This is a genomic window from Luteimonas sp. FCS-9, assembly GCF_001014645.1.
Classification (GTDB): Bacteria; Pseudomonadota; Gammaproteobacteria; order Xanthomonadales; family Xanthomonadaceae; genus Luteimonas.
Map to the genome: position 1 here is coordinate 185570 of NZ_LASZ01000004.1, position 19559 is coordinate 205128.

The 19559-nt window shown below is 70.5% G+C and carries 12 protein-coding genes and 2 tRNA genes; 7 read left to right on the top strand and 7 right to left on the bottom strand.

Annotated features, from left to right (window positions below; translation table 11 throughout):
• Positions 1–1140 (bottom strand): phytase, encoded by a 1140-nt coding sequence (locus WQ56_RS05560; RefSeq protein WP_047136091.1) that lies wholly within the window; start codon positions 1138–1140, stop codon positions 1–3.
• A 269-nt stretch (positions 1141–1409) separates the two neighbouring features.
• On the opposite strand from WQ56_RS05560, the gene WQ56_RS05565 reads away from it, so the two are divergent.
• Positions 1410–4226, top strand: coding sequence for a TonB-dependent receptor (locus WQ56_RS05565; RefSeq protein WP_047136092.1), 2817 nt, complete (start codon positions 1410–1412; stop codon positions 4224–4226).
• A 128-nt stretch (positions 4227–4354) separates the two neighbouring features.
• Positions 4355–4987: a uracil phosphoribosyltransferase gene (gene upp / locus WQ56_RS05570; protein WP_047136093.1), complete on the top strand. Its 633-nt coding sequence runs from the start codon at positions 4355–4357 to the stop codon at positions 4985–4987.
• Between the two features lie 24 nt (positions 4988–5011).
• Here upp and WQ56_RS05575 read toward each other — a convergent pair whose 3' ends face one another.
• Positions 5012–5941, bottom strand: a complete 930-nt coding sequence (locus WQ56_RS05575) for an oxygenase MpaB family protein (protein WP_047136094.1) — start codon at positions 5939–5941, stop codon at positions 5012–5014.
• A 179-nt stretch (positions 5942–6120) separates the two neighbouring features.
• On the opposite strand from WQ56_RS05575, the gene WQ56_RS05580 reads away from it, so the two are divergent.
• Positions 6121–8343: a TonB-dependent siderophore receptor gene (locus WQ56_RS05580; RefSeq protein ID WP_156170369.1), complete on the top strand. Its 2223-nt coding sequence runs from the start codon at positions 6121–6123 to the stop codon at positions 8341–8343.
• Between the two features lie 459 nt (positions 8344–8802).
• Here the strand turns inward: WQ56_RS05580 and WQ56_RS05585 are convergent, their stop codons facing one another.
• Positions 8803–9900: a YncE family protein gene (locus tag WQ56_RS05585; RefSeq protein WP_047136095.1), complete on the bottom strand. Its 1098-nt coding sequence runs from the start codon at positions 9898–9900 to the stop codon at positions 8803–8805.
• Positions 9901–10096: 196 nt separating this feature from the next.
• Positions 10097–12700 carry an alpha-amylase family glycosyl hydrolase gene (locus WQ56_RS18545; protein WP_047136096.1) on the bottom strand — a complete coding sequence of 868 codons (2604 nt, stop codon included), beginning with the start codon at positions 12698–12700 and terminating at the stop codon, positions 10097–10099.
• A gap of 215 nt (positions 12701–12915) precedes the next feature.
• Here WQ56_RS18545 and WQ56_RS05595 point away from each other — a divergent pair, with 215 nt between their 5' ends.
• Both WQ56_RS05595 and WQ56_RS05600 read left to right on the top strand, forming a co-directional pair.
• Complete coding sequence (locus WQ56_RS05595) at positions 12916–15645, top strand: TonB-dependent receptor (protein ID WP_047136097.1); 2730 nt, start codon at positions 12916–12918, stop codon at positions 15643–15645.
• 139 nt (positions 15646–15784) lie between these two features.
• Positions 15785–15859, top strand: a tRNA-Val gene (locus tag WQ56_RS05600).
• Positions 15860–16007: 148 nt separating this feature from the next.
• On the opposite strand, the gene WQ56_RS05605 is transcribed toward WQ56_RS05600, so the two are convergent.
• From WQ56_RS05605 to uvrB, 3 genes are all read right to left on the bottom strand, one after another.
• A complete protein-coding gene (locus WQ56_RS05605; RefSeq protein WP_047136098.1) occupies positions 16008–16262 on the bottom strand; it encodes a Txe/YoeB family addiction module toxin in 255 nt (84 codons plus the stop codon).
• Positions 16259–16510: a type II toxin-antitoxin system prevent-host-death family antitoxin gene (locus tag WQ56_RS05610; RefSeq protein WP_047136099.1), complete on the bottom strand. Its 252-nt coding sequence runs from the start codon at positions 16508–16510 to the stop codon at positions 16259–16261. The genes WQ56_RS05605 and WQ56_RS05610 overlap by 4 nt, the downstream gene beginning before the upstream one ends.
• 120 nt (positions 16511–16630) lie before the next feature.
• A complete protein-coding gene (gene uvrB, locus WQ56_RS05615; protein WP_047136100.1) occupies positions 16631–18661 on the bottom strand; it encodes an excinuclease ABC subunit UvrB in 2031 nt (676 codons plus the stop codon).
• A gap of 183 nt (positions 18662–18844) precedes the next feature.
• Here uvrB and WQ56_RS05620 point away from each other — a divergent pair, with 183 nt between their 5' ends.
• A complete protein-coding gene (locus WQ56_RS05620; protein ID WP_047136101.1) occupies positions 18845–19369 on the top strand; it encodes a Tfp pilus assembly protein FimT/FimU in 525 nt (174 codons plus the stop codon).
• Positions 19370–19481: 112 nt separating this feature from the next.
• Positions 19482–19558, top strand: a tRNA-Asn gene (locus tag WQ56_RS05625).
• Position 19559 lies beyond the last annotated feature (1 nt).

Genomic DNA, 19559 nt, shown 5'->3' on the forward strand with positions numbered 1-19559 from the left:
TCAGGGCCTCCTGCAGGCGGGCAGCGACAGCGCCTGCGCGATCGCGCGCCAGTCGAACGCGACCAGCCCCTGGTCGTCGTGCACCGCGTACAGCGCGCCGTCGGGAAACGCGGTCGACGGCGCGTCGTGCAGCCAGATGCCGTCGGTGTTGGCGACGGTCTTGCCGGCCACCGCGCCGACGTGCTCGAGCGAGCGCCGGTCGAACAGGTGGAACGCGGTCTGGCCCTTGCCCTGCTCGGTCGTGATCCACCAGCCGCCGCCGTCGGCGCAGGCCTTGAGCATGATGCCCTCGGCCTGCGCCCGGAACACGTCCCGTCCGACCGTGCGTCCGGCATAGCGGCCGGCCAGGTCGTACACCTTCAGTTCGTTGGCGTAGGTCTCGTCCTCCTCGGCGATCAGCAGCCGGTCGTTCGCCGGGTCGCCCCAGATCGACTCGACCACGCGCAGCGCGCCGTCGGCCGTGGTGTCGCCGAATGCGCCCAGCGCCTCGACCGCGAACGTCTCGCCATCGGGGCGCAACGCGTAGCGATGTACGCGCCGGTCGAGCTGGTCGAGCGGCGGCAGTACGTCGTTGCCCTGCGCGTCCTCGCCGTCGTGGTAGGAATCGGTGACGTAGAGCGTGTAGCCGTCGCCCGCACGGTCGATCCACAGGCCGTACGGCTTGACCAGGTCCTGCGCGGCGAACGCGAGCACCGGCGCGAAGTCCGGCAGCCGCAGCACCTGCACGCGGTGGTTGTCGCGTTCGACGACGAACGCCAGGTCGTCGATCACCGCGATGCCGTTCGGGCGCCGGAACTGGCCGGCCCCGGTGCCCGAAGCACCGAACGTGCGCAGCGTCTCGCCCGTCGCCCCGTCGTAGACGACCAGACGGTCGGTGGACTTGGCCGTCGCGATCACCAGCACCCGACCGTCGGGCGCGGTCCACGCGGCCGGCGAGTCGATGTTGTCCTCGGGCGTGAGCGCACTGACGAACGCTTCCTCGACGACCGGCAGCGCGCGCTCGGCGGCGGCCGGCACGTCGTCGGCGGTGGCGGCCGCCTGGCCGGACGTGTCGGGCGCGGAGGCCGAACAGGCGGCGATGCACAGCGCGAGCGATGCGATCGCCAGCGCGCGGGGAGAGACGGTGGAATGCCTTGTCATGGATCACCAGGAAGTCGTGTCATCGGGAAAGCGCGCAACGGTCATGCGACGGTCATGCCGGATCGCGGCGACCGCGCATTGTGTGGACGAACGATGACACCGGCGTGTCATGCCGCGACACGGCGCACGTCGCCTCGCCATCATGAATCCGCAACAAAACCGACCCAGACTTTCCGGACGTTCCCGAGGCGCTCGCGAACACCGGCCCGCGCCGCACGAAAGGGGGTGCGCAGGCCGGCCGATGCGCCCCCGCCACTTCCGGAGTCCCGATGACATCGACACAGACCGCGATCGCCGTGGCGATCGCCGCCGCGCTGTTCGCAGCCACCACGCCCGCCGCCCACGCGCAGACCGCCGCCACCGACGGCGTGGCCGCGATGGCCAGCACGCTCGTCGGCCAGGTCCGCGAGGCCTCGCGCGGCATCGCGCTCGAAGGCGCACTCGTCACCGTCGGCGGCCGCCAGGCCAGCACCGACGGCGAAGGCCTGTTCCGCGTCGTCGGGCTGCCGGCGGGTCGCCACACGCTGCGCGTGGACTACCTGGGATACGGCGCCTACGAGACCGAGGTCACGATCGGCGACGGCCGCGGCACGCGCGTCGACGTCGCGCTGACCAGCAACGCCGGGGCGACCGACTTCGGCGTCGTCGAGGTCCGCGCCAGCCGCGACGCCCAGGCGCGCGCGCTCAACCAGCAGCGGTCGTCGACCAACTACGTCAACGTCGTCTCGGCCGACCTGCTGGGCCAGTTCCCCGACAACAACATCGCCGAGTCCACCCAGCGCATCTCCGGCGTATCCATCGAGCGCGACCAGGGCGAAGGCCGCTACGTCACCGTGCGCGGCGCGCCGAAGGAGTTCACCACCGTCTCGATCGACGGCGTGCAGCTGGCCAACCCCGACGCCGGCAGCCGCGGCGTGGAGCTGGACACCATTCCGTCCGACGTGATCTCCGCGCTCGAGGTCACCAAGGCGCTGACGCCGGACATGGACGGCGACGCGATCGCCGGCAACATCAACATCCGCACCCAGAGCGCGCTCGACCGCGACGGGCTGACGCTGCGCGCCTCGCTGGCCGGCGGCGAGTACCAGCTGGGCGACGGCGACAACGAGCGCTACAACGCGACGATCGGCAACCGCTTCGGCGCCGACCGCAACATCGGCGTGCTGATCTCCGGCTCGCTCAGCAAGCAGGGCCGCTTCACCGACAACGTCGAAAGCCTGTACGAGCGCGTCAACGACGGCTTCGCGCCCACCGAGATCCAGATCAAGGACTACGAGGGCACGCGCACCCGCAAGGGACTGACCGGACGCTTCGACTTCCGCATCGATCCCGACAACCTGGTCTACCTGGTCGCCTCCGACGCCAACTTCGTCGACCGCGAGTTCCGCGACAACCTGACGATCACGCTCGACCAGCACACCGCCGACTCGGGGGAGTCCGGCGGCACCGCGCGCGCGACCTTCGACAAGGAACTGCGCGAGCGCACCTACGACAAGACGATCCGCACCTACAACCTCGGCGGCGAGCACTACGTCGGCGAGACCTGGAAGGTCGACTGGCAGGCCTCGCGCAGCGAGGCCACCAAGGTCACCGAGCCGCGGCGACAGTACATCTTCCGCTCCGACGTGCGCCCGCAGCTCGACTACGACTACGCCAACCCCGACTTCCCCGTGTGGACGATCCGCGGCCGCGAGGACGCGCCGGCCACCGGCGTGAACCTGCCCGAGGACTGGTACGCGTTCCGCCGCCTCAACGACCGCTTCGAGTACAGCGAGGAGAACGAGACCGGCCTGCGCCTGGACCTGAGCCGGGCCCAGTCGTTCGTCGGCGAGACCGGCGACCTGCGCTTCGGCGTGCGCGCCCGGCTGCGCGACAAGCAGTTCGACGACGAGCGCTTCCGCAACGGCGAGGGCGACGACTTCGACGCGCTGGGCATCGCCTACTCGGACATGCTCTGCGACAGCCTGTCGAACAACTTCGGCTACTTCCTGACCGGCCGGCGCTTCTGCCGCGACATCTTCGACCGCTACGCCGGACCGCTGCAGGACAGCGACGCGTACGAGCGCCTGATCCCCGACTCGCTGACCGGCGACTACCGCGCCGAGGAGGACGTGTATGCGGGCTACGTGCGTCTGGACGCGACCTGGGACGCGCTGACGATGATCGCCGGCGTGCGCTACGAGCGCACCGAGACCGAGGGCATGGCGATCGCGTTCGACGAGGACACCGGCGTCGCGACGCCGGTCTCGGCCAGCCGCCGTTACGGCAACGTCCTGCCCAGCGTGCACCTGCGCTACGAACTGGGCCCCGACAGCATCGTGCGCGCCTCGTACTCGACCGCGCTCAACCGCCCGGACTTCATGCACACCGCGCCCTACCGCATCCTCGGCGAGGCCGACGACCGCAACGTCATCGCCATCGACGAGGGCAACCCGCTCGTGCAGGAGGCCTACGCGCACAATCTCGACCTGTCGTTCGAGCACTACCTGCGCCCGCTGGGCCTGGTGTCGGGCGCGCTGTTCTACAAGCGGATCGAGGACCCGCTGTTCCTGGCCTCGCACGACGAGGACGCCGGCGGCGGCCAGACGCTGCGCATCACCCGCGCCGAGAACGGCGACCGGGGCCGGATCTACGGCGCGGAACTGACCTGGCAGCAGACCTTCGACCGGCTGCCCGGCGCGCTCGCCGGCCTGGGCGTCTACACCAACTACACCTACGCCAAGTCCGAGGCGCAGCTGCCGTTCGGCCTGGGCGAGACCGAGCTGCCGGGCACCTCGCGCGACAACTACAACATCGCGCTGACCTACGAGCGCGCGGGCCTCGACGCGCGCCTGGCCTACAACTACCGCTCGCGTTTCATCCAGGCGTTCGATATCAGCAATCCCGAACTGAACGTCTACTGGGACGACCGCTCGAGCCTGGACTTCTCGGCGAGCATGAAGCTCGGCGAGGGCTGGAGCGTGTTCGGCGAGATCAACAACCTGCGCGACACGCGCCAGGTCCGCTTCCAGGGCCAGCGCAACCGCGTGCTGGAGATGGAGGGCTTCGGCCGGTCGTGGCTGGCGGGCGTGCGCTACCAGTTCTGACCGACCGCCGCGTCGTGCGGTGGTCCGGGGTCCGGGCGTTGCGTCCGGCCCCCGGACCGCCGGCAGGGCGGACCCGACGGCGCGCGTGCCCTATCCTGTCGGCATCGCCCGTTCCGTTCCCGATGCCCATGAAGATCGTCGAAGTCCGCCACCCGCTGGTCCAGCACAAGCTCGGGCTGATGCGCCGCGCCGACAACAGCACCAAGACCTTCCGCGAGCTGTCGGCCGAGGTCGCCACGCTGCTGACCTACGAAGCCACGTCGGACCTGGAGACCGAGGACGCGACCGTCGACGGCTGGGCCGGCACGGTGCAGGTGCGGCGCATCAAGGGCCGCAAGATCACCCTGGTACCGATCCTGCGCGCGGGCATCGGCATGCTGCCCGGCGTGCTCGAGCTCATCCCGGCCGCGAAGGTCAGCGTCGTGGGCATCAAGCGCGACGAAGCCTCGCTGCAGGCGGTGCCCTACTACGAGAACCTCGTCGGCGACATGGCCGACCGCACTGCGCTGATCCTCGACCCGATGCTCGCCACGGGCGGTACGCTGATCGCCACCGTGGCGATGCTCAAGGCCGCCGGCGCCAGCCGCATCAAGGGCCTGTTCCTGGTCGCCGCGCCCGAAGGCCTGCGCGCGCTCGAAGCCGTCCACCCGGACGTCGAGGTCTACACCGCCTCGATCGACGAACGCCTCGACGCGCGGGGCTACATCCTGCCCGGCCTGGGCGATGCCGGCGACAAGATCTTCGGCACCCGGGTCGACTGAGCGGCGCGCCGTCCGCCGGCGATTTCAGGCCTCGTCCGGCCAGCGCCGGACGATGTCGGGCGACGCTCCCACGCGCCGGCACGCGCGCGCGGCGATGCCGTCGGGCAGCGCCATGCGGAACAATGGCGCCATGCCGCGCAGCACGCGTGCGCAGGCGCGGTGGCGGACGCGCTGCAGCGGCGTGATCTCCAGCAGCGCCTCGGCCCAGGACGGCAACAGCGCCGCGCCCGCACCGATGAACACCTCGCGCGACAGCGCCGCGCCCGGCACCGGCAGGCGGATGCCGCGCAGCACCGCCAGCACCTCGCGCGAGCGCGCGTCGAAGCGCAGTTCCGGGCGCACCTGCGCGAAATAGTCCGCGATCGCCGCGCGGTCGGCCGGCACGTCGCGCGCGCCCAGCGCCTCGGCCACGCGGCGCGACTCGTCGTAGTAGCGGTCGTCGATCCCATGCGGCGTGCGCAGCCCGGCGTAGGCATGGAATCCCTGCAGAAACGCGTAGGCCTCGGTGACGTGCACCCAGGTCAGCAACTCCGGATCGTCGGCCGCGTAGGGCACGCCGTCGGCCGTGGTGCCGCGCACCTGGCCATGGATCGCGGCGACCCGGGCGATCAGCCGCTGCGCGTGCGCGGTGCCGGCGTAGGTCGTGCCCGCGACGAAGGCCGTCGTGCGCCGCAGCCGTCCGACCAGGTCGGTGCGGAAGTCGGAGTGGTCCCACACGCCTGCCAACGCGCGCGGGTGCAGCGCCTGCAGCAGCAGTGCGCACAGGCCGCCGGCGAGCATGCCGGGGAAATCGCCATGGATCCGCCAGGTGACGCTGTCCGGTCCGAACAGGCCCGGATCACCCGCCGGCGCGTCGTAGTCGATCCCGCTCTGCCCGCGCGGAAACACGCCCAGCACCCAGCTGCGGAGCGCGGCGGTCAGCGGGGTGGCGAGCCCGGGGCGAGGAGCATCCATGGCGCAGATGCTAGCCGGCCGCCGTCGACGCGCGTGTCGATGCCCGGGCGCGACGCCGCGTGCGACAATGTCTTCACGTCGCCGACGCGTCCACGCCCGTCCGCGCCGCTCCGTCAGCCAGGGGCCACCGGCCCTCAGCCAGCCGTGCCGCCTCCCCTTGCCGACAGGACTGCTTCGCCATGCCCGCTCTTCCGTCTTCCGTCCCGGCCGCGTCGCTGCGCGCACGCCGCGCCCCGCTCGCGCTCGCGTTGCTGGCCTGCATCGCCGCCGCGCCCGCGCTCGCCCAGGACGCCGCCACCGACGCCACCGACGCCACCGAGGCTCGGACCCGCACGCTCGACACCGTGCTGGTGACCGCCGACGGGTCGCAGGTCGAGCTGCCGCCCGCCTACGCCGGCGGCCAGGTCGCCACCGGCGGGCGCGTCGGCCTGTTCGGCAACCTCGACCTCATGAACACGCCGTTCAACAGTCTCAACTTCACCGCCGACCTGATGCGCGACCAGCAGGCGCGCAGCGTCGCCGACGTCGTGCAGAACGATCCGGCGGTGCGGGTGGCGCGCGGCTTCGGCAACTTCCAGGAGCTGTACGTGGTGCGCGGCCTGCCCGTGTATTCCGACGACATGAGCTACAACGGCCTGTACGGGCTCCTGCCGCGGCAGTACGTCGCCGCCGAGTTCCTGGAGCGCGTCGAAGTGTTCCGCGGCGCCAACAGCTTCATCAACGGCGCCGCGCCCGGCGGCAGCGGCATCGGCGGTGCGTTCAACCTGGTGCCCAAGCGCGCCGGCGACGACGACCTGACCCGGCTGACGCTGGGCTACGAGAGCGGCGGCCAGGGCTACGCCGCGGCCGACGTCTCGCGCCGCTTCGGCGCCGACCGCGCCTGGGGCGTGCGCGCCAATGCCGTACGCCGCGACGGCGACACCGTGCTCGACGAATCGCGCGAGCTCGGCGTGCTGGCGCTTGGCGTCGACTACCGCGGCGAGCGCGCGCGGTTCTCGGCCGACCTGGGCTGGCAGGACCACCGCATCGACGCGCCGCGCCCCAGCGTCACGCCCAACGGCGGGATCCCGACGGCGCCCGACGCCGACGTGAACTTCGCCCAGCCGTGGACCTTCACCGGCGAGGAGGACCTGTTCGGCGTGGTCCGCGGCGAATACGACGTCAGCGACACCACGACGGCCTGGGCCGCGGTCGGCATCCGTGACAGCCGCGAGCACAACGTGCTGGCCAACCCGCGGGTCGACACCGCCGGCAACCTGGCTGCGTCGCGCTTCGACAACGTGCGCGAGGACCTGCTGCGCACCGGCGAGGTCGGCCTGCGCACCGAGTTCCGCACCGGCGCCGTCGGCCACCGCGTCAGCGTCAGCGGTTCGTTCTTCGACCTCGACTCGCAGAACGCCTTCGCCAGCGGCGTCCGCCTCCCGGTGGGCTCGCTGTACGCGCCGGTCGCGACCCCGCTGCCCGCCACCAACCCCGCGGTCGGCGACATGGCCGATCCGCTGACCACCAGCCGCACTCAGACCGCGAGCCTCGCGATCGCCGACACGCTGCGCCTGGCCGACGACCGCGTGCTGCTGACGCTGGGCGCGCGCCGACAGACCTTGCGCCAGTCGAGCTACGACTACAGCACCGGCGCCGCGCTCGACCGCTACGACGACAGCGTGGTCACGCCGGTCGCCGCGGCGGTCTTCAAGCTCGGCCGGCAGGTCTCGCTGTACGCCAACTACGCCGAGGCCCTGCTGCCCGGCCAGACCGTCGACCAGACCAGCGCCGACGGCACCCCGATCGTCAACGCCGGCGAAATCCTCGACCCGTTCCGTTCCAAGCAGTACGAGGTCGGCGCCAAGTACGACGCCGGCGGCTGGGGCGCGAGCGCCGCGGTGTTCCGCATCGCCAAGCCGAACGCGATCGAACAGGACTACCGGGTCAGCGCCGACGGCGAGCAGCGCAACCAGGGCCTGGAGCTGAGCGTCTACGGCCAGCCGGCCGACGGCCTGCGCGTGCTCGGCGGTCTGACCCTGCTCGACGCCACGCTCCGCCGCACCCAGGGCGGCGTCAACGAGGGCAACGACGTGATCGGCGTGCCGGACGTGCAGGCCAACGCCGGCATCGACTGGGACGTGCCCGGGGTGGACGGGCTCACGCTCGATGCGCGCGCGGTGCACACCGGCCGCCAGGCGGCGCGCCTGGACAATGCGCTGGAACTGCCGTCGTGGACGCGGTTCGACCTGGGTACGCGCTATGCGTTCGAGGCCAGCGGCCGCGACTGGACGCTGCGCGCGCGGGTCGACAACGTGTTCGACCGCGCCTACTGGGCCTCGACCGGCGGCACGTCCGGCGCGAACTACCTGGTGCTGGCCGCCCCGCGCACGTTCACGCTGTCGGTCTCGCTGGCGCTGTAGCGCGGCCCGTTCGCCGCCTTTCGTAGGCGCGCGCTCGCGCGCGATGGCATCGTCGCAACGGCCCCATCGCGCCCGAGGGCGCTCCTACGGGCGATATGGCGTCATTCCCACCGGCTCGCCCGACCCCGCCGCACCGTAGGAGCGCGCTCGCGCGCGATGGCATCGTCGCAACGGCCGCGTCGCGCCCGAGGGCGCTCCTACGGGCGATGGCGTTATCCCACCGGCTCGTCCGGCCCCGCCGCACCGTAGGAGCGCGCTCGCGCGCGATGGCATCGTCGCAACGGCCCCATCGCGCCCGAGGGCGCTCCTACGGGCGATATGGCGTCATTCCCACCGGCTCGCCCGACCCCGCCGCACCGTAGGAGCGCGCTCGCGCGCGATGGCATCGCCGCAACGGCCCCATCGCGCCCGAGGGCGCTCCTACGGACGATGGTGTCCCCCGGCGCCCCGGCCACCGGCCTATTCGAGCGGGATGCGCACCACCGACTCCAGCGCGCTGGCGGTGTAGTCCTTGTTGAAGGGCGCCTTGACCGTCACGTACAGCGCCTTGCCGTCGGGCGCGATCTCCAGGCTGTTGGGATTGGGCGGCAGCGTCCAGGTGCGGCGCACGGCGTAGCTGTCGGCATCGAGCTCGCTGACCGTGCCCTGGTCGCGATGGGTGACGTAGAGCGCACGGCGCTCGGGGTGGAACTTGATGCCCATCGAATCGCCGACCGGCAGGCTGCGCTCGACCTTGCCGGTGCGCGTGTCGAACACCAGCACCGTCGCGCCCTTCGAGTGATCGGTGACGAACAGGCGGTGGGTCGCCGGGTCGTGGGCGAGGTTGAGCAGCAGGTACTCCTTGCCGTCGCCAGGCGTCCAGCGCTGCTGGATCGTGTGGGTGGCGGTGTCGATCACCAGCACTTCGCCGTCGCCGTTGGCCGAATACAGACGGCCCGCGGCCGGATCGAGCAGCAGGCCGGTCACCCACTTGCCGGCATCGCCGATCGTCGCGCGCAGCGTCAGCGTCGCCGCGTCGACGACCCAGATCAGGCCCGGTGCGCCGACGCCGCCGACGTAGAGCGTGCCGCCGGCCTCATCAAGGATCACCTGCCGCGGTCCGTAGTTCGAGCCGTCCGAGGCCTTGTCCTCGAAGCGCAGCCGCGCTTTGACCTCGCCGGTCTTCGCATCGATCGAGGTCAGCCCCCGCTCGACGCTGTTGGTCACGTACAGCGTCTCGCCCTTGGCGTCGGTCGCGACCGCGAAATTGCGCAGGTCGGTGTGGGTCTTGCCGCGGGTCTCCAGCGTGGCCGGGTCGAGCCGGTAGATCACCCCGCCCTTCGTGTCGGGCGCGGCTTCCGAGGACGCGACGAACAGCGCGTTCGCGGCCTGGCTGTAGCGCGCCTCGTAGACGCCGCGCGCCAGGTCCCGGCGCAGCACGCCGTCGACGAGCGCGGTCGCGGTCGCGGCCGGCGGCGCGACCGCCGGTGCCTGCTCGGCATGCAGGGGCGATGCCAGGCCGAGCGCGAGCACGGTCGCGGCGGTCAGCAGGGAAAGGGCACGGGAGGACGGCATCATGGGCATGGACTCGGAGGGAGGACGGGAGGACGAGGACCGCATCGGGCGTCTCCGGCCGGCATCGCTTGCCGGAGGCACGACCCGGCGACGGGCCGGACCGGCGCGCCGTCGAGCGATTCCGGCCCGCGACGCGCCCTCATCGGGAACGATTCTCATTTTCCCGATGGACTGCGGCCTTGTCCATCGCCGGCCGCGCTCACGGCAGCCGCAGCGGCCCGACCGCGTCGAGCACGCGCGCATCGCGCGCGCCGTCGCCGCCACCGAACGCCGATGCGCTGGACTCGGGCTGCAGCGGACGGAAGCCGTCGTCGTAGTCCCAGGTCACCGCGTGCACGCGTGCGCCGGCCAGCGTCGCCGGATCGCCGAGCGACACCGCGGGCAGCGTGAAGCGGATCGTCGCCGCGTCCGCATCGACCTCGATGCGCGCCGGCTGCGCCTGCGGCGTGCCCTCGTCGTCGTCGCCGGCGCCCTGCGCCGAGAACAGCGCGTTCGACCAACCGTGGGCGCGCAGCCGGTAGTGCCAGCGCATGCCGTCGGGCAGGCGCGCGTTCTGCTGCGGCATGGCCTCGCTGCCGCCCTCGCGCCCCGGCAGTTCGACGAACAGCACCGGCGCGACATGGTCGAAGCCGTTGGGCGGGTTCCAGCCCTGGGTCACGCTGGCCATGCGCAATGTCACGCGCAAGGCGCCGCCGCTGGTCTCGACCTCCATCGCGCGCAGGTCGCCCTGCCGCTGCGTCCGCCACTGCCCACCGAGCGGATAGACCACGCGCCCGTCCAGGCCGTGGTCGTCGCCGGCCGGATCGTCTATGCGTGCGACGGCCTGCCATCGGCGCTCGACCCGGAAGTGCTGCGCGGCCGAAGCGGTCCCGTCGGCCTCGCGCCACAGCACCAGGCGATGCGTGCGCGCCGGGTCGATCCAGCTATCGGTACGCAGCGTCGCCGTCCAGCGGCCGTCGGCACCGGCCTCGACGCGTGGCGCGCGCTGCAGGTCGCCGTCGACCACGACCTGCAACACGTCGCCGGGCGCGGCGTGCCCGTGCAGCACCACATCGTCGCGCCAGGGCGCCGCGGGCAACGCATCGAGTGTCGGTGCCGGCCCCTGCGACGTCTGCGGCGGCGCAGCGCGGCCGCGCTGGCGCCAGACCAGGCCCGCGCGCGGCGGCAGCACCAGCGTCAGCCGTCCGTCGGCCGCGACCGTCAGCGGCGCGGGATTGCCGTCGAGTCCGAATGCGCCGTCCAGCCGCGTCCCGGCAGGCAGCCCGGTCTCCAGCGCGTCGACGAGCACCGGCGCGTCGGCGGTGTTGAAGGCGACCAGCGCGAGCGCATCCTCGTGGCGGGTCGCCCACACCAGCGCGCCCGGCCCGCCGCCGCTGTCGCGCAGCACCTCGGGCACGCCGCGCGGGAACACCCGGTCGTCGAGTCGCAGCGCCGACATCGCCGCGATCTCGCGGTACAGCGGCGCGCCGGTGTCGAACGCATCGCCCTGCGCGCCGACACCGCCTGCGAACATCGCCGTGCGACGCCCGGCGAAGCCCTGTTCGGTGCCGTAGTACAGCGTCGGAATGCCCGGCAGCGTCATCATCGCCAGCAGCGCCTGGCGCAGGGCGCGCGTGTCGGCACCGGCCAGGAACCGGTCGACGTCGTGGTTGTCGACGAAGCTCGGCATCCAGTGCAGGCGCGGATGCAGCGCGACCATGCTGGCGATGCGATGCCCGAGCACCGCGGTCGGCTCGCCGCGCGCGAACACGTCGCCGAGGCTGCCGTAGAGCGGGAAGTTGATCATGCCCGGCAGGCGCTCGCCGCCGGCCTCGGTGCGCATGTAGGCCTCGAGCCTGCGCGCCTGGGTGTCCTCGAACGGCTTGTCGATCGCGAAGCCCTCGCCGAACACGTGGAAGTCCTCGCGGCCGGTCGCGCGCGCTGCGGCGACGATGCCCGGCGCCTCGCGATCGTCGGCATGCAGGAAATCGTCGAAGAAATCCGCCGGCACGTGCAGCGCGGTGTCGACGCGGAACGCATCGACGCCGACGTCGCGGATCCAGTCGCCGTAGCTGCGCCGCAGCGTCCGGCGGACCTCGGGGTGCCCGGTGTTGAGATCGTCGAGGCCGGCGAGCTGGTAGGTCAGCTCCTGCGTGCGGTCGGTGAAGTCGACGATGTCCGGCGTCCAGTGATAGATCGCCTCGCGGCGCTGCGCCGCATCGCGCGCGTCGTTGCGGTCGAACGGCGGCTGCACCGGCGCCTCGCGTCCGCGCGCGTCGGCGAAGCGCGCGAAGCCCGCCGCCGGGTCGTCCGCGGTCCAGCCGCCGGGATAGCCGAAGTAGTTCGCGGTGTGGTTCACGACGATGTCCTGGATCAGGTACATGCCGCGGCCGTGCAGACCACGCGACAGCGCGCGGTAGTCGTCGCGCGTGCCGAAATGCGGATCGAGCGCGGAGAAATCGTCGGCCCAGTAGCCGTGGTAGCCGCCGTAGCGGGTCGCCTCGTTCCACCACTGGTGCGCCACCGGCGGCGTGATCCACACCGCCGTCGCGCCCAGGCCCTGCACGTAGTCGAGCCGGCGCGCCACGCCCGCGAGGTCGCCGCCGCTGTAGCGCGCCGGATCCTTCGGGTCGTACTCGCCGGTGCCCTGGTCGTTGTTGGCCGGATCGCCGTCGTCGAACCGGTCGATCATCAGGAAGTAGACGACCTGGTCGCGCCAGTCCGGCGACGGCACGTGCAGTTCGCCGGCGCCCGCCAGGCCGGAGCCCGCGAGCAGGCATGCGAGCGCGAGGCTCCGGATGCGCGATCGCGCGCGCTGATTCATGTAAACGTTTTCCATCGCCGCCTCCCAGCGCCATCGACGCCACATCGTCGACGAGCGCCATCGCGATGCGCCATGAATACGTATGCAGCGCGCCGCCGGGCCCGAACCCCGGGACTACCATGGCCGCCAATCGCAGGACCCGTCCGATCAATCCAGCTGCGGCGCGGACGGTACAACCCAGAACAACCGCCTGCTGGACACCCTTGGGAGGGGAGATGTCGAAGCTCGATCGCAACCTGCTCAGCGTTGCGCTGTCGTCCGCGCTGCTGATGCTCGCAGCCGGCGCACAGGCGCAGACCACCACGTCCACCGACGATGCCGATGCAGGCGCGACGCAGGCGCGTGCCAGCGGCGACGCCGTGCAGCTCGACAGCGTGCGCGTCACCGGCATCCGTCGCGGCATCGAACTGTCGATGGACACCAAGCAGGCCGAGGACACCATCGTCGAGGCGATCTCGGCCGAGGACATCGGCAAGCTGCCCGACACCAGCATCGCCGACTCGCTGGCGCGCCTGCCCGGCATCTCGGCGCAGCGCTTCGGCGGCCGTCCGCAGGAACTCAACATCCGCGGCTTCGCCGGCGATTTCTCGACCGCACTGCTCAACGGCCGCGAGCAGGTCAGCTTCGGCAACAACCGCGGCGTGGAGTTCGACCAGTACCCGTCCGAGCTGATCAGCCAGGTCGTGGTGCACAAGACCACCAATGCGCAGCTGGTCGGCCAGGGCCTGTCGGGCACGGTCAACATGAAGACCGTGCGTCCGCTGTCGTTCGGCGAGCGCGCGGTCGCGGTGAACGTGCGCGGCGACATGAACAAGCTCGGCGACGACAAGGAGTACGGCAGCCGCGCCAGCATCTCGTACATCGACCAGTTCGCCGACGACACGGTCGGCATCGCGGTGGGCTACGCCCGCCTCGACAGCCCGAACCTCGGCCGCCAGTTCGAGTCGTGGAACTTCAATAAGGAGTACGAGGGCTACGAGGGCAATGGCGTGCTCGGCGGCACCGCCGCCTACGGCATCGAGGGCAGCAACCGTCGCGACGGCTACATGGCCGTGCTCGAGTTCCAGCCCAACGAACGCCTGCACTCGACGATCGACCTGTTCTACTCGCAGTTCGAGCGCGAGGAGAACAAGTACGGCCTGCAGACCGGCCTGGCCTACGGCCGGGCAGTGCTCGACGATGCCACGCTGAGCCCCGACGGCACCACGATCGATTCGACCTGGTCGCAGATCGCGCCGATCGTCGTGCGCAACGACACCAACACGATGGACGACCGCCTGCTGTCGTTCGGCTGGAACACCGAACTGGAGGTCAACGCGAACTGGACGCTGACCACCGACGTCAGCCATTCGCGCGCACGCCGCGCCGAGCAGCTGTTCGAGGTCTACGCCACGCCGCCGGCCGGCGTCACCGCGTCGGGCCGCTACGTGTTCAATCCCGAGGGCTGGTACGACATCGGCCTCGACTACGACGTCGGCTCGCCGGGCGGTCTGGTCCTGCGCGACCCCGACCGGTGGGGCGGCGAGCGCGACCAAGCCGGCTACCTGAAGAACTTCGAGGTCCGCGACCAGATCAGTTCGTTCCGGGTCGACCTCGAGCGCCGCTTCGATACCGGCTTCGTCTCGGCACTGCGCTTCGGCGGCAACATCACCGACCGCCGCAAGAGCCGCGCGTCGACCGAATACACGCTGTGCGTCACCGACGCCTGCACCGGCGACGGCAGCGTCGCCATCCCGGGGCAGTACGTGCGCAACAGCGCGTTCGGCTTCGCCGGCATCCCGTCGATCATCGACCTCGACGAGCGCGCGATGCTCGCCGACGGCATCTATCGTCCGTGGCGCAAGGACGACGAGGCCATCAACAGCAAGAACTGGGAGATCCACGAGGAGATCGGCACGCTCTACGTGCAGGCCGACATCGACACCGACCTCGGCCCGGTGCCGCTCAAGGGCAACGTCGGCGTGCAGGTGGTCAACTCCAGCCAGCGCTCGACCGGCGTGGCGACGGTCGAAGGCGTTGCGCTGGAGGCACCGAGCGAGCACGGCGCCGACCATGTGCACTACCTGCCGAGCATGAACCTGTCGTTCGGCCTGCCGGCCGAGCAGTTCGTGCGCCTGGGCGCCTCGCGCCAGATGGCGCGCCCGCGCATGGACGAACTCACCGCCGGTGGCACCTACGGCATCGACCGCAGCCGCAACCTGTGGACCGGCAGCGGCGGCAACCCCGAGCTCGATCCGTGGCTGGCCAACGCTTACGACGTGTCGTACGAGAAGTACTTCGGCGACGAGTCGATCGGTCGCGGCTACGTGAGCGCGGCGTACTTCTACAAGGACCTCAAGACCTACATCTACCGGCAGACCACCGAGTTCGACTTCAGCCAGCTGCCGCTGCCTGCCGAGCTGCCGGGCAACCTGCCGCCGTCGTGGATCGGCGAGTACAGCCAGCCGGTCAACGGCGAGGGCGGCACGATCAAGGGCTGGGAGTTCGCCGTGTCGTTCCCGCTGGGCCTGCTGTGGGCGCCGCTGGAAGGCTTCGGCTTCATGGGCAACTACTCCGACACCGAGAGCGACATCGCGCCCAACGGCCCCGACAGCTCCGAGCCCCTGCCCGGCCTGTCGAAGTACGTCTCCAACGTCGCCCTGTACTACGAGCGCTACGGCTTTTCGGCGCGTGTGTCGCAGCGCAGCCGCTCCGACTTCCTCGGCGAGGTCCAGGGCGCCGGCGGCGACCGCACCAAGGTGATGTTCACCGGCGAGACCGTGACCGACCTGCAGCTGGGCTACGCGTTCGAGAGCGGACGCCTGGAGGGCCTGTCGCTGCTGCTCCAGGTCAACAACCTGGAGAACGAGCCCTTCCGCTCGACCTTCGACGGCCTGCAGGAGCGTCCGAACCAGTTCTACGACTACGGCCGTACCTACCTGATGGGCGTCAACTACCGGTTCTGACCGGATCCGGCCGCGCGGCGCCTCCCCGCCGCGCGGCCGGCGACGCCCGCTCCGGGCATCCCGATCGGGAAATGCTTGTACGGCCCCGGGGACTGGGCTAGAATGCGCGACCTCGCCGACGCGGCGGGATGGCAACACCGGGCGGTTAGCTCAGCGGTAGAGCACTACCTTGACATGGTAGGGGTCACAGGTTCGAACCCTGTACCGCCCACCACGAAGCAGCTGGGAGACAGGCGTTTTCGTGGAATCAGACAGACCCGGCCATCGCGCCGGGTTTTTCGTAAGTGCAGGGTCAGTGCATGCGGTCCCGCTTGACCCGGACGCCGTCCAGGCCCGGATGGAGATAGCGGACTCTGTACCGCTCAGTAGTGGTAGCGGGCCTGCGCGATCAGCTGCACGTCGCCTTCGACCTTGTAGACGATCCGGTGCTCGTCGTTGATGCGCCTCGACCAGTACCCCGCGAGCGCGTGACGGAGCGGCTCCGGCTTGCCGACGCCTCGGAAGGGATCGCGCTGGATGGCCTTGATCAGTTCGTTGATGCGCTTGAGAAGCTTTCTGTCGACCTGCTGCCAGTGGAGGTAATCCTCCCAGGCGTCATCCGAGAACTGCAGGATCACTCGGTCAGGTCCCGCACCTGCCCGCCCCCGGATTCGAGCTGCGCGATCGAACGCAGCAGACGCTGCGCGCTCTTCGGACTGCGCAGCAGATAGGCCGTCTCCTCCATGGCCTTGTAGTCGTCCAGCGACACCATGACCACGGACTGCTCGCGGCTGCGCGTGATGATGACCGGCTCGTGATCGTTGACCACGCGGTCCATCGTGTCGGCCAGGGAGGCACGGGCGGCGGTGTAGGTGATGGTGTCCATGGAAGCGGTCTCTTTATGTACGGGATACCGTACAGGCATACCCATGAACCTACAACCAACCCGATCAGGCGACGTCGTGAGTTCGCCCGTCGGCAGCGGGGCGCCTCGCGGTGAGCCGCCCTACCCCAGCGCCGCCGCCTTGATCTTCTGGATCTGGTCGCGCAGGCGCCCGGCTTCCTCGAACTCGAGGTCGCGGGCGTGCTGGTACATCTGCTGCTCGAGCGCCTTGAGCTTGGACGCGAGCTTGTCGGGCGAAAGCGCCGCGTAGTCCTCGGCCGGTTCGGCGACCTTGCGGCCCTTGCCACGCCCCTTCTTCTCCATTTCGGGCTCGGCGCGCGCGCCTTCCATGATGTCGACGATCGCGCGCGCCACCGAGCGCGGCGTGATGCCGTGCTCGGCGTTGTACTCGACCTGCTTCTGGCGCCGGCGCTCGGTCTCGTCGAGTGCGGTCTGCATCGAATTGGTGATGCGGTCCGCGTACAGGATGGCCTTGCCGCGCAGGTTGCGCGCCGCGCGGCCGATGGTCTGGATCAGCGAACCGCCCGACCGCAGGAAGCCCTCCTTGTCGGCGTCGAGGATCGCGACCAGCGACACCTCGGGCATGTCCAGACCCTCGCGCAGCAGGTTGATGCCGACCAGCACGTCGAACTTGCCCAGACGCAGGTCGCGGATGATCTCCACGCGCTCGACGGTGTCGATGTCGGAATGCAGGTAGCGCACCTTGACGTCGTGCTCGCCCAGGTACTCGGTGAGGTTCTCGGCCATGCGCTTGGTCAGCGTCGTGATCAGCACCCGGTCGCCCATTGCCACGCGCTCGCGGATCTCGCCGAGCACGTCGTCGACCTGCGTGGCGACCGGCCGGATCTCGACCACCGGGTCGATCAGGCCGGTCGGGCGTACGACGAGCTCGGTCACCTGGCCTTCCGATTTCTCCAGCTCGTAGCTGCCGGGCGTGGCCGAGACGAAGATCGCCCGCGGCGAGCGCCCTTCCCACTCCTCGAACTTCAGCGGCCGGTTGTCCAGCGCCGAGGGCAGCCGGAAACCGAAGTTCACCAGCGTCTCCTTGCGCGAGCGGTCGCCCTTGTACATCGCACCGATCTGCGGGACGGTGACGTGCGACTCGTCGATGACCAGCAGCGCGTCCGGCGGCAGGTAGTCGAACAGGCACGGCGGCGCCTCGCCGGGCATGCGGCCGGTCAGATGCCGGGAGTAGTTCTCCACGCCGTTGCAGTAGCCCACCTCGGCCATCATCTCCAGGTCGAACTGCGTGCGCTGCTGCAGCCGCTGCGCCTCGACCAGCTTGTTCTCGGCGTAGAACTGCTCCAGCCGCGGCGGCAGCTCGGCCTTGATCGCCTCGATCGCGTCGAGCGTCGTGCGCCGCGTGGTCACGTAGTGCGACTTGGGATAGATCGTGTAGCGCTGCAGCGTGCGCCGGGTCTCGCCGGTCAGCGGGTCGAACTGGGTGATCCGCTCGATCTCGCCGTCGAACAGCTCGATGCGCAGCGCCTCGGCGTCGGATTCGGCCGGGTGCACGTCGATCGTCTCGCCGCGCACACGATAGGTACCGCGGCGCAGCTCGTGGTCGTTGCGGCTGTACTGCATCTCGGTCAGCCGCCGGATCAGTTCGCGCTGGTCGATGCGCTCGCCGCGGACCATGTGCAGCACCATCCGGAAGTACTCGTTCGGATCGCCCAGGCCGTAGATCGCCGAGACCGTGCACACGATGATCGCGTCGCGGCGCTCGAGCAGCGCCTTGGTCGCCGACAGCCGCATCTGCTCGATGTGCTCGTTCACCGAGCTGTCCTTCTCGATGTAGGTGTCCGACGACGGCACATAGGCCTCGGGCTGGTAGTAGTCGTAGTAGCTGACGAAGTACTCGACCGCGTTGTGCGGGAAGAACGACTTGAACTCGCCGTAGAGCTGCGCGGCCAGCGTCTTGTTGGGCGCCATCACCAGCGTCGGCTTCTGCACCCGCTGGATCACGTTGGCGATCGTGTAAGTCTTGCCCGACCCTGTCACGCCGAGCAGCGTCTGGTGCGCCAGTCCGGCCTCGAAGCCGTCGACCAGCTGCTCGATCGCCTGCGGCTGGTCGCCCGCCGGCTGGTAGGGCGACACGAGCTGGAAACCGGCGGGTTGGGTGGCGTCGTTCATGGCGTCTGCGCTGCGGGGGAAGACCTGAAGTGGGGGCGGCCGCCCCTGGCGACAACCGCTGTCTCGGGAGGAGTCCGACGATACCAGCCGGGGGTTTCCGACCCGTGGAGGCGGCGATAGCCGGATTCAGCAGCACCTCGTCCCAAGCGAAGCTGGCCCTCCGACAGGAGCAGGCGAGCGCCCGTGCACAGGCTGAACGGATTCACGCTGATCGAACTATTGACGATCCTGGTCATCCTGGCCGTGGTGGCGATGGTCGGTCTTCCCGGCTTTGTCGATCTGGTGGCACGTCACCGCGTCCAGACGACGATGCACCTGATCGGCGCCGACCTGGCGATGGCGCGCAGCAGCGCGATCGTCGGGCGCAGCCCCGTCGTGGTCTGCCCGGCCGATGGCGAAGCGGGCTGTCGCGACGACGGGGACTGGAGCGACGGCTGGATCGTCTTCGCCGACCCCGACGGCAATCGACAAGTGGATGCGCCTGCCGATGTCCTGCGCATCACGCCGGCGCCGGCCGGCGCCGCTCGTGGGCTGCGCATCGATGCGACCCGGCCGCTCGTTCGATACCAGCGCGATGGCCGCAGCGCGGGCACCAACCTGACGGTGCGGATCTGCCGGGGCGGACACCTGGAGGGCGAAATCGTCGTCAACAATCTCGGGCGCGTGCGCAGCGAGCGGCTTTCGGTGCCGATGCCCTGCCCTGCATAGGGCGTCCCCTGATGGCCCCACGGCGCGCAGCATGGACCTCCTCGACGCACGGGCAGCGAATGCAACACCGATGCTTGACCCGCGCCGCCAACCGACTAGAATGTGCGTCCCCGCCCGAATAGCTCAGCCGGTTAGAGCACTTGACTGTTAATCAGGGGGTCGTTGGTTCGAGTCCAACTTCGGGCGCCAG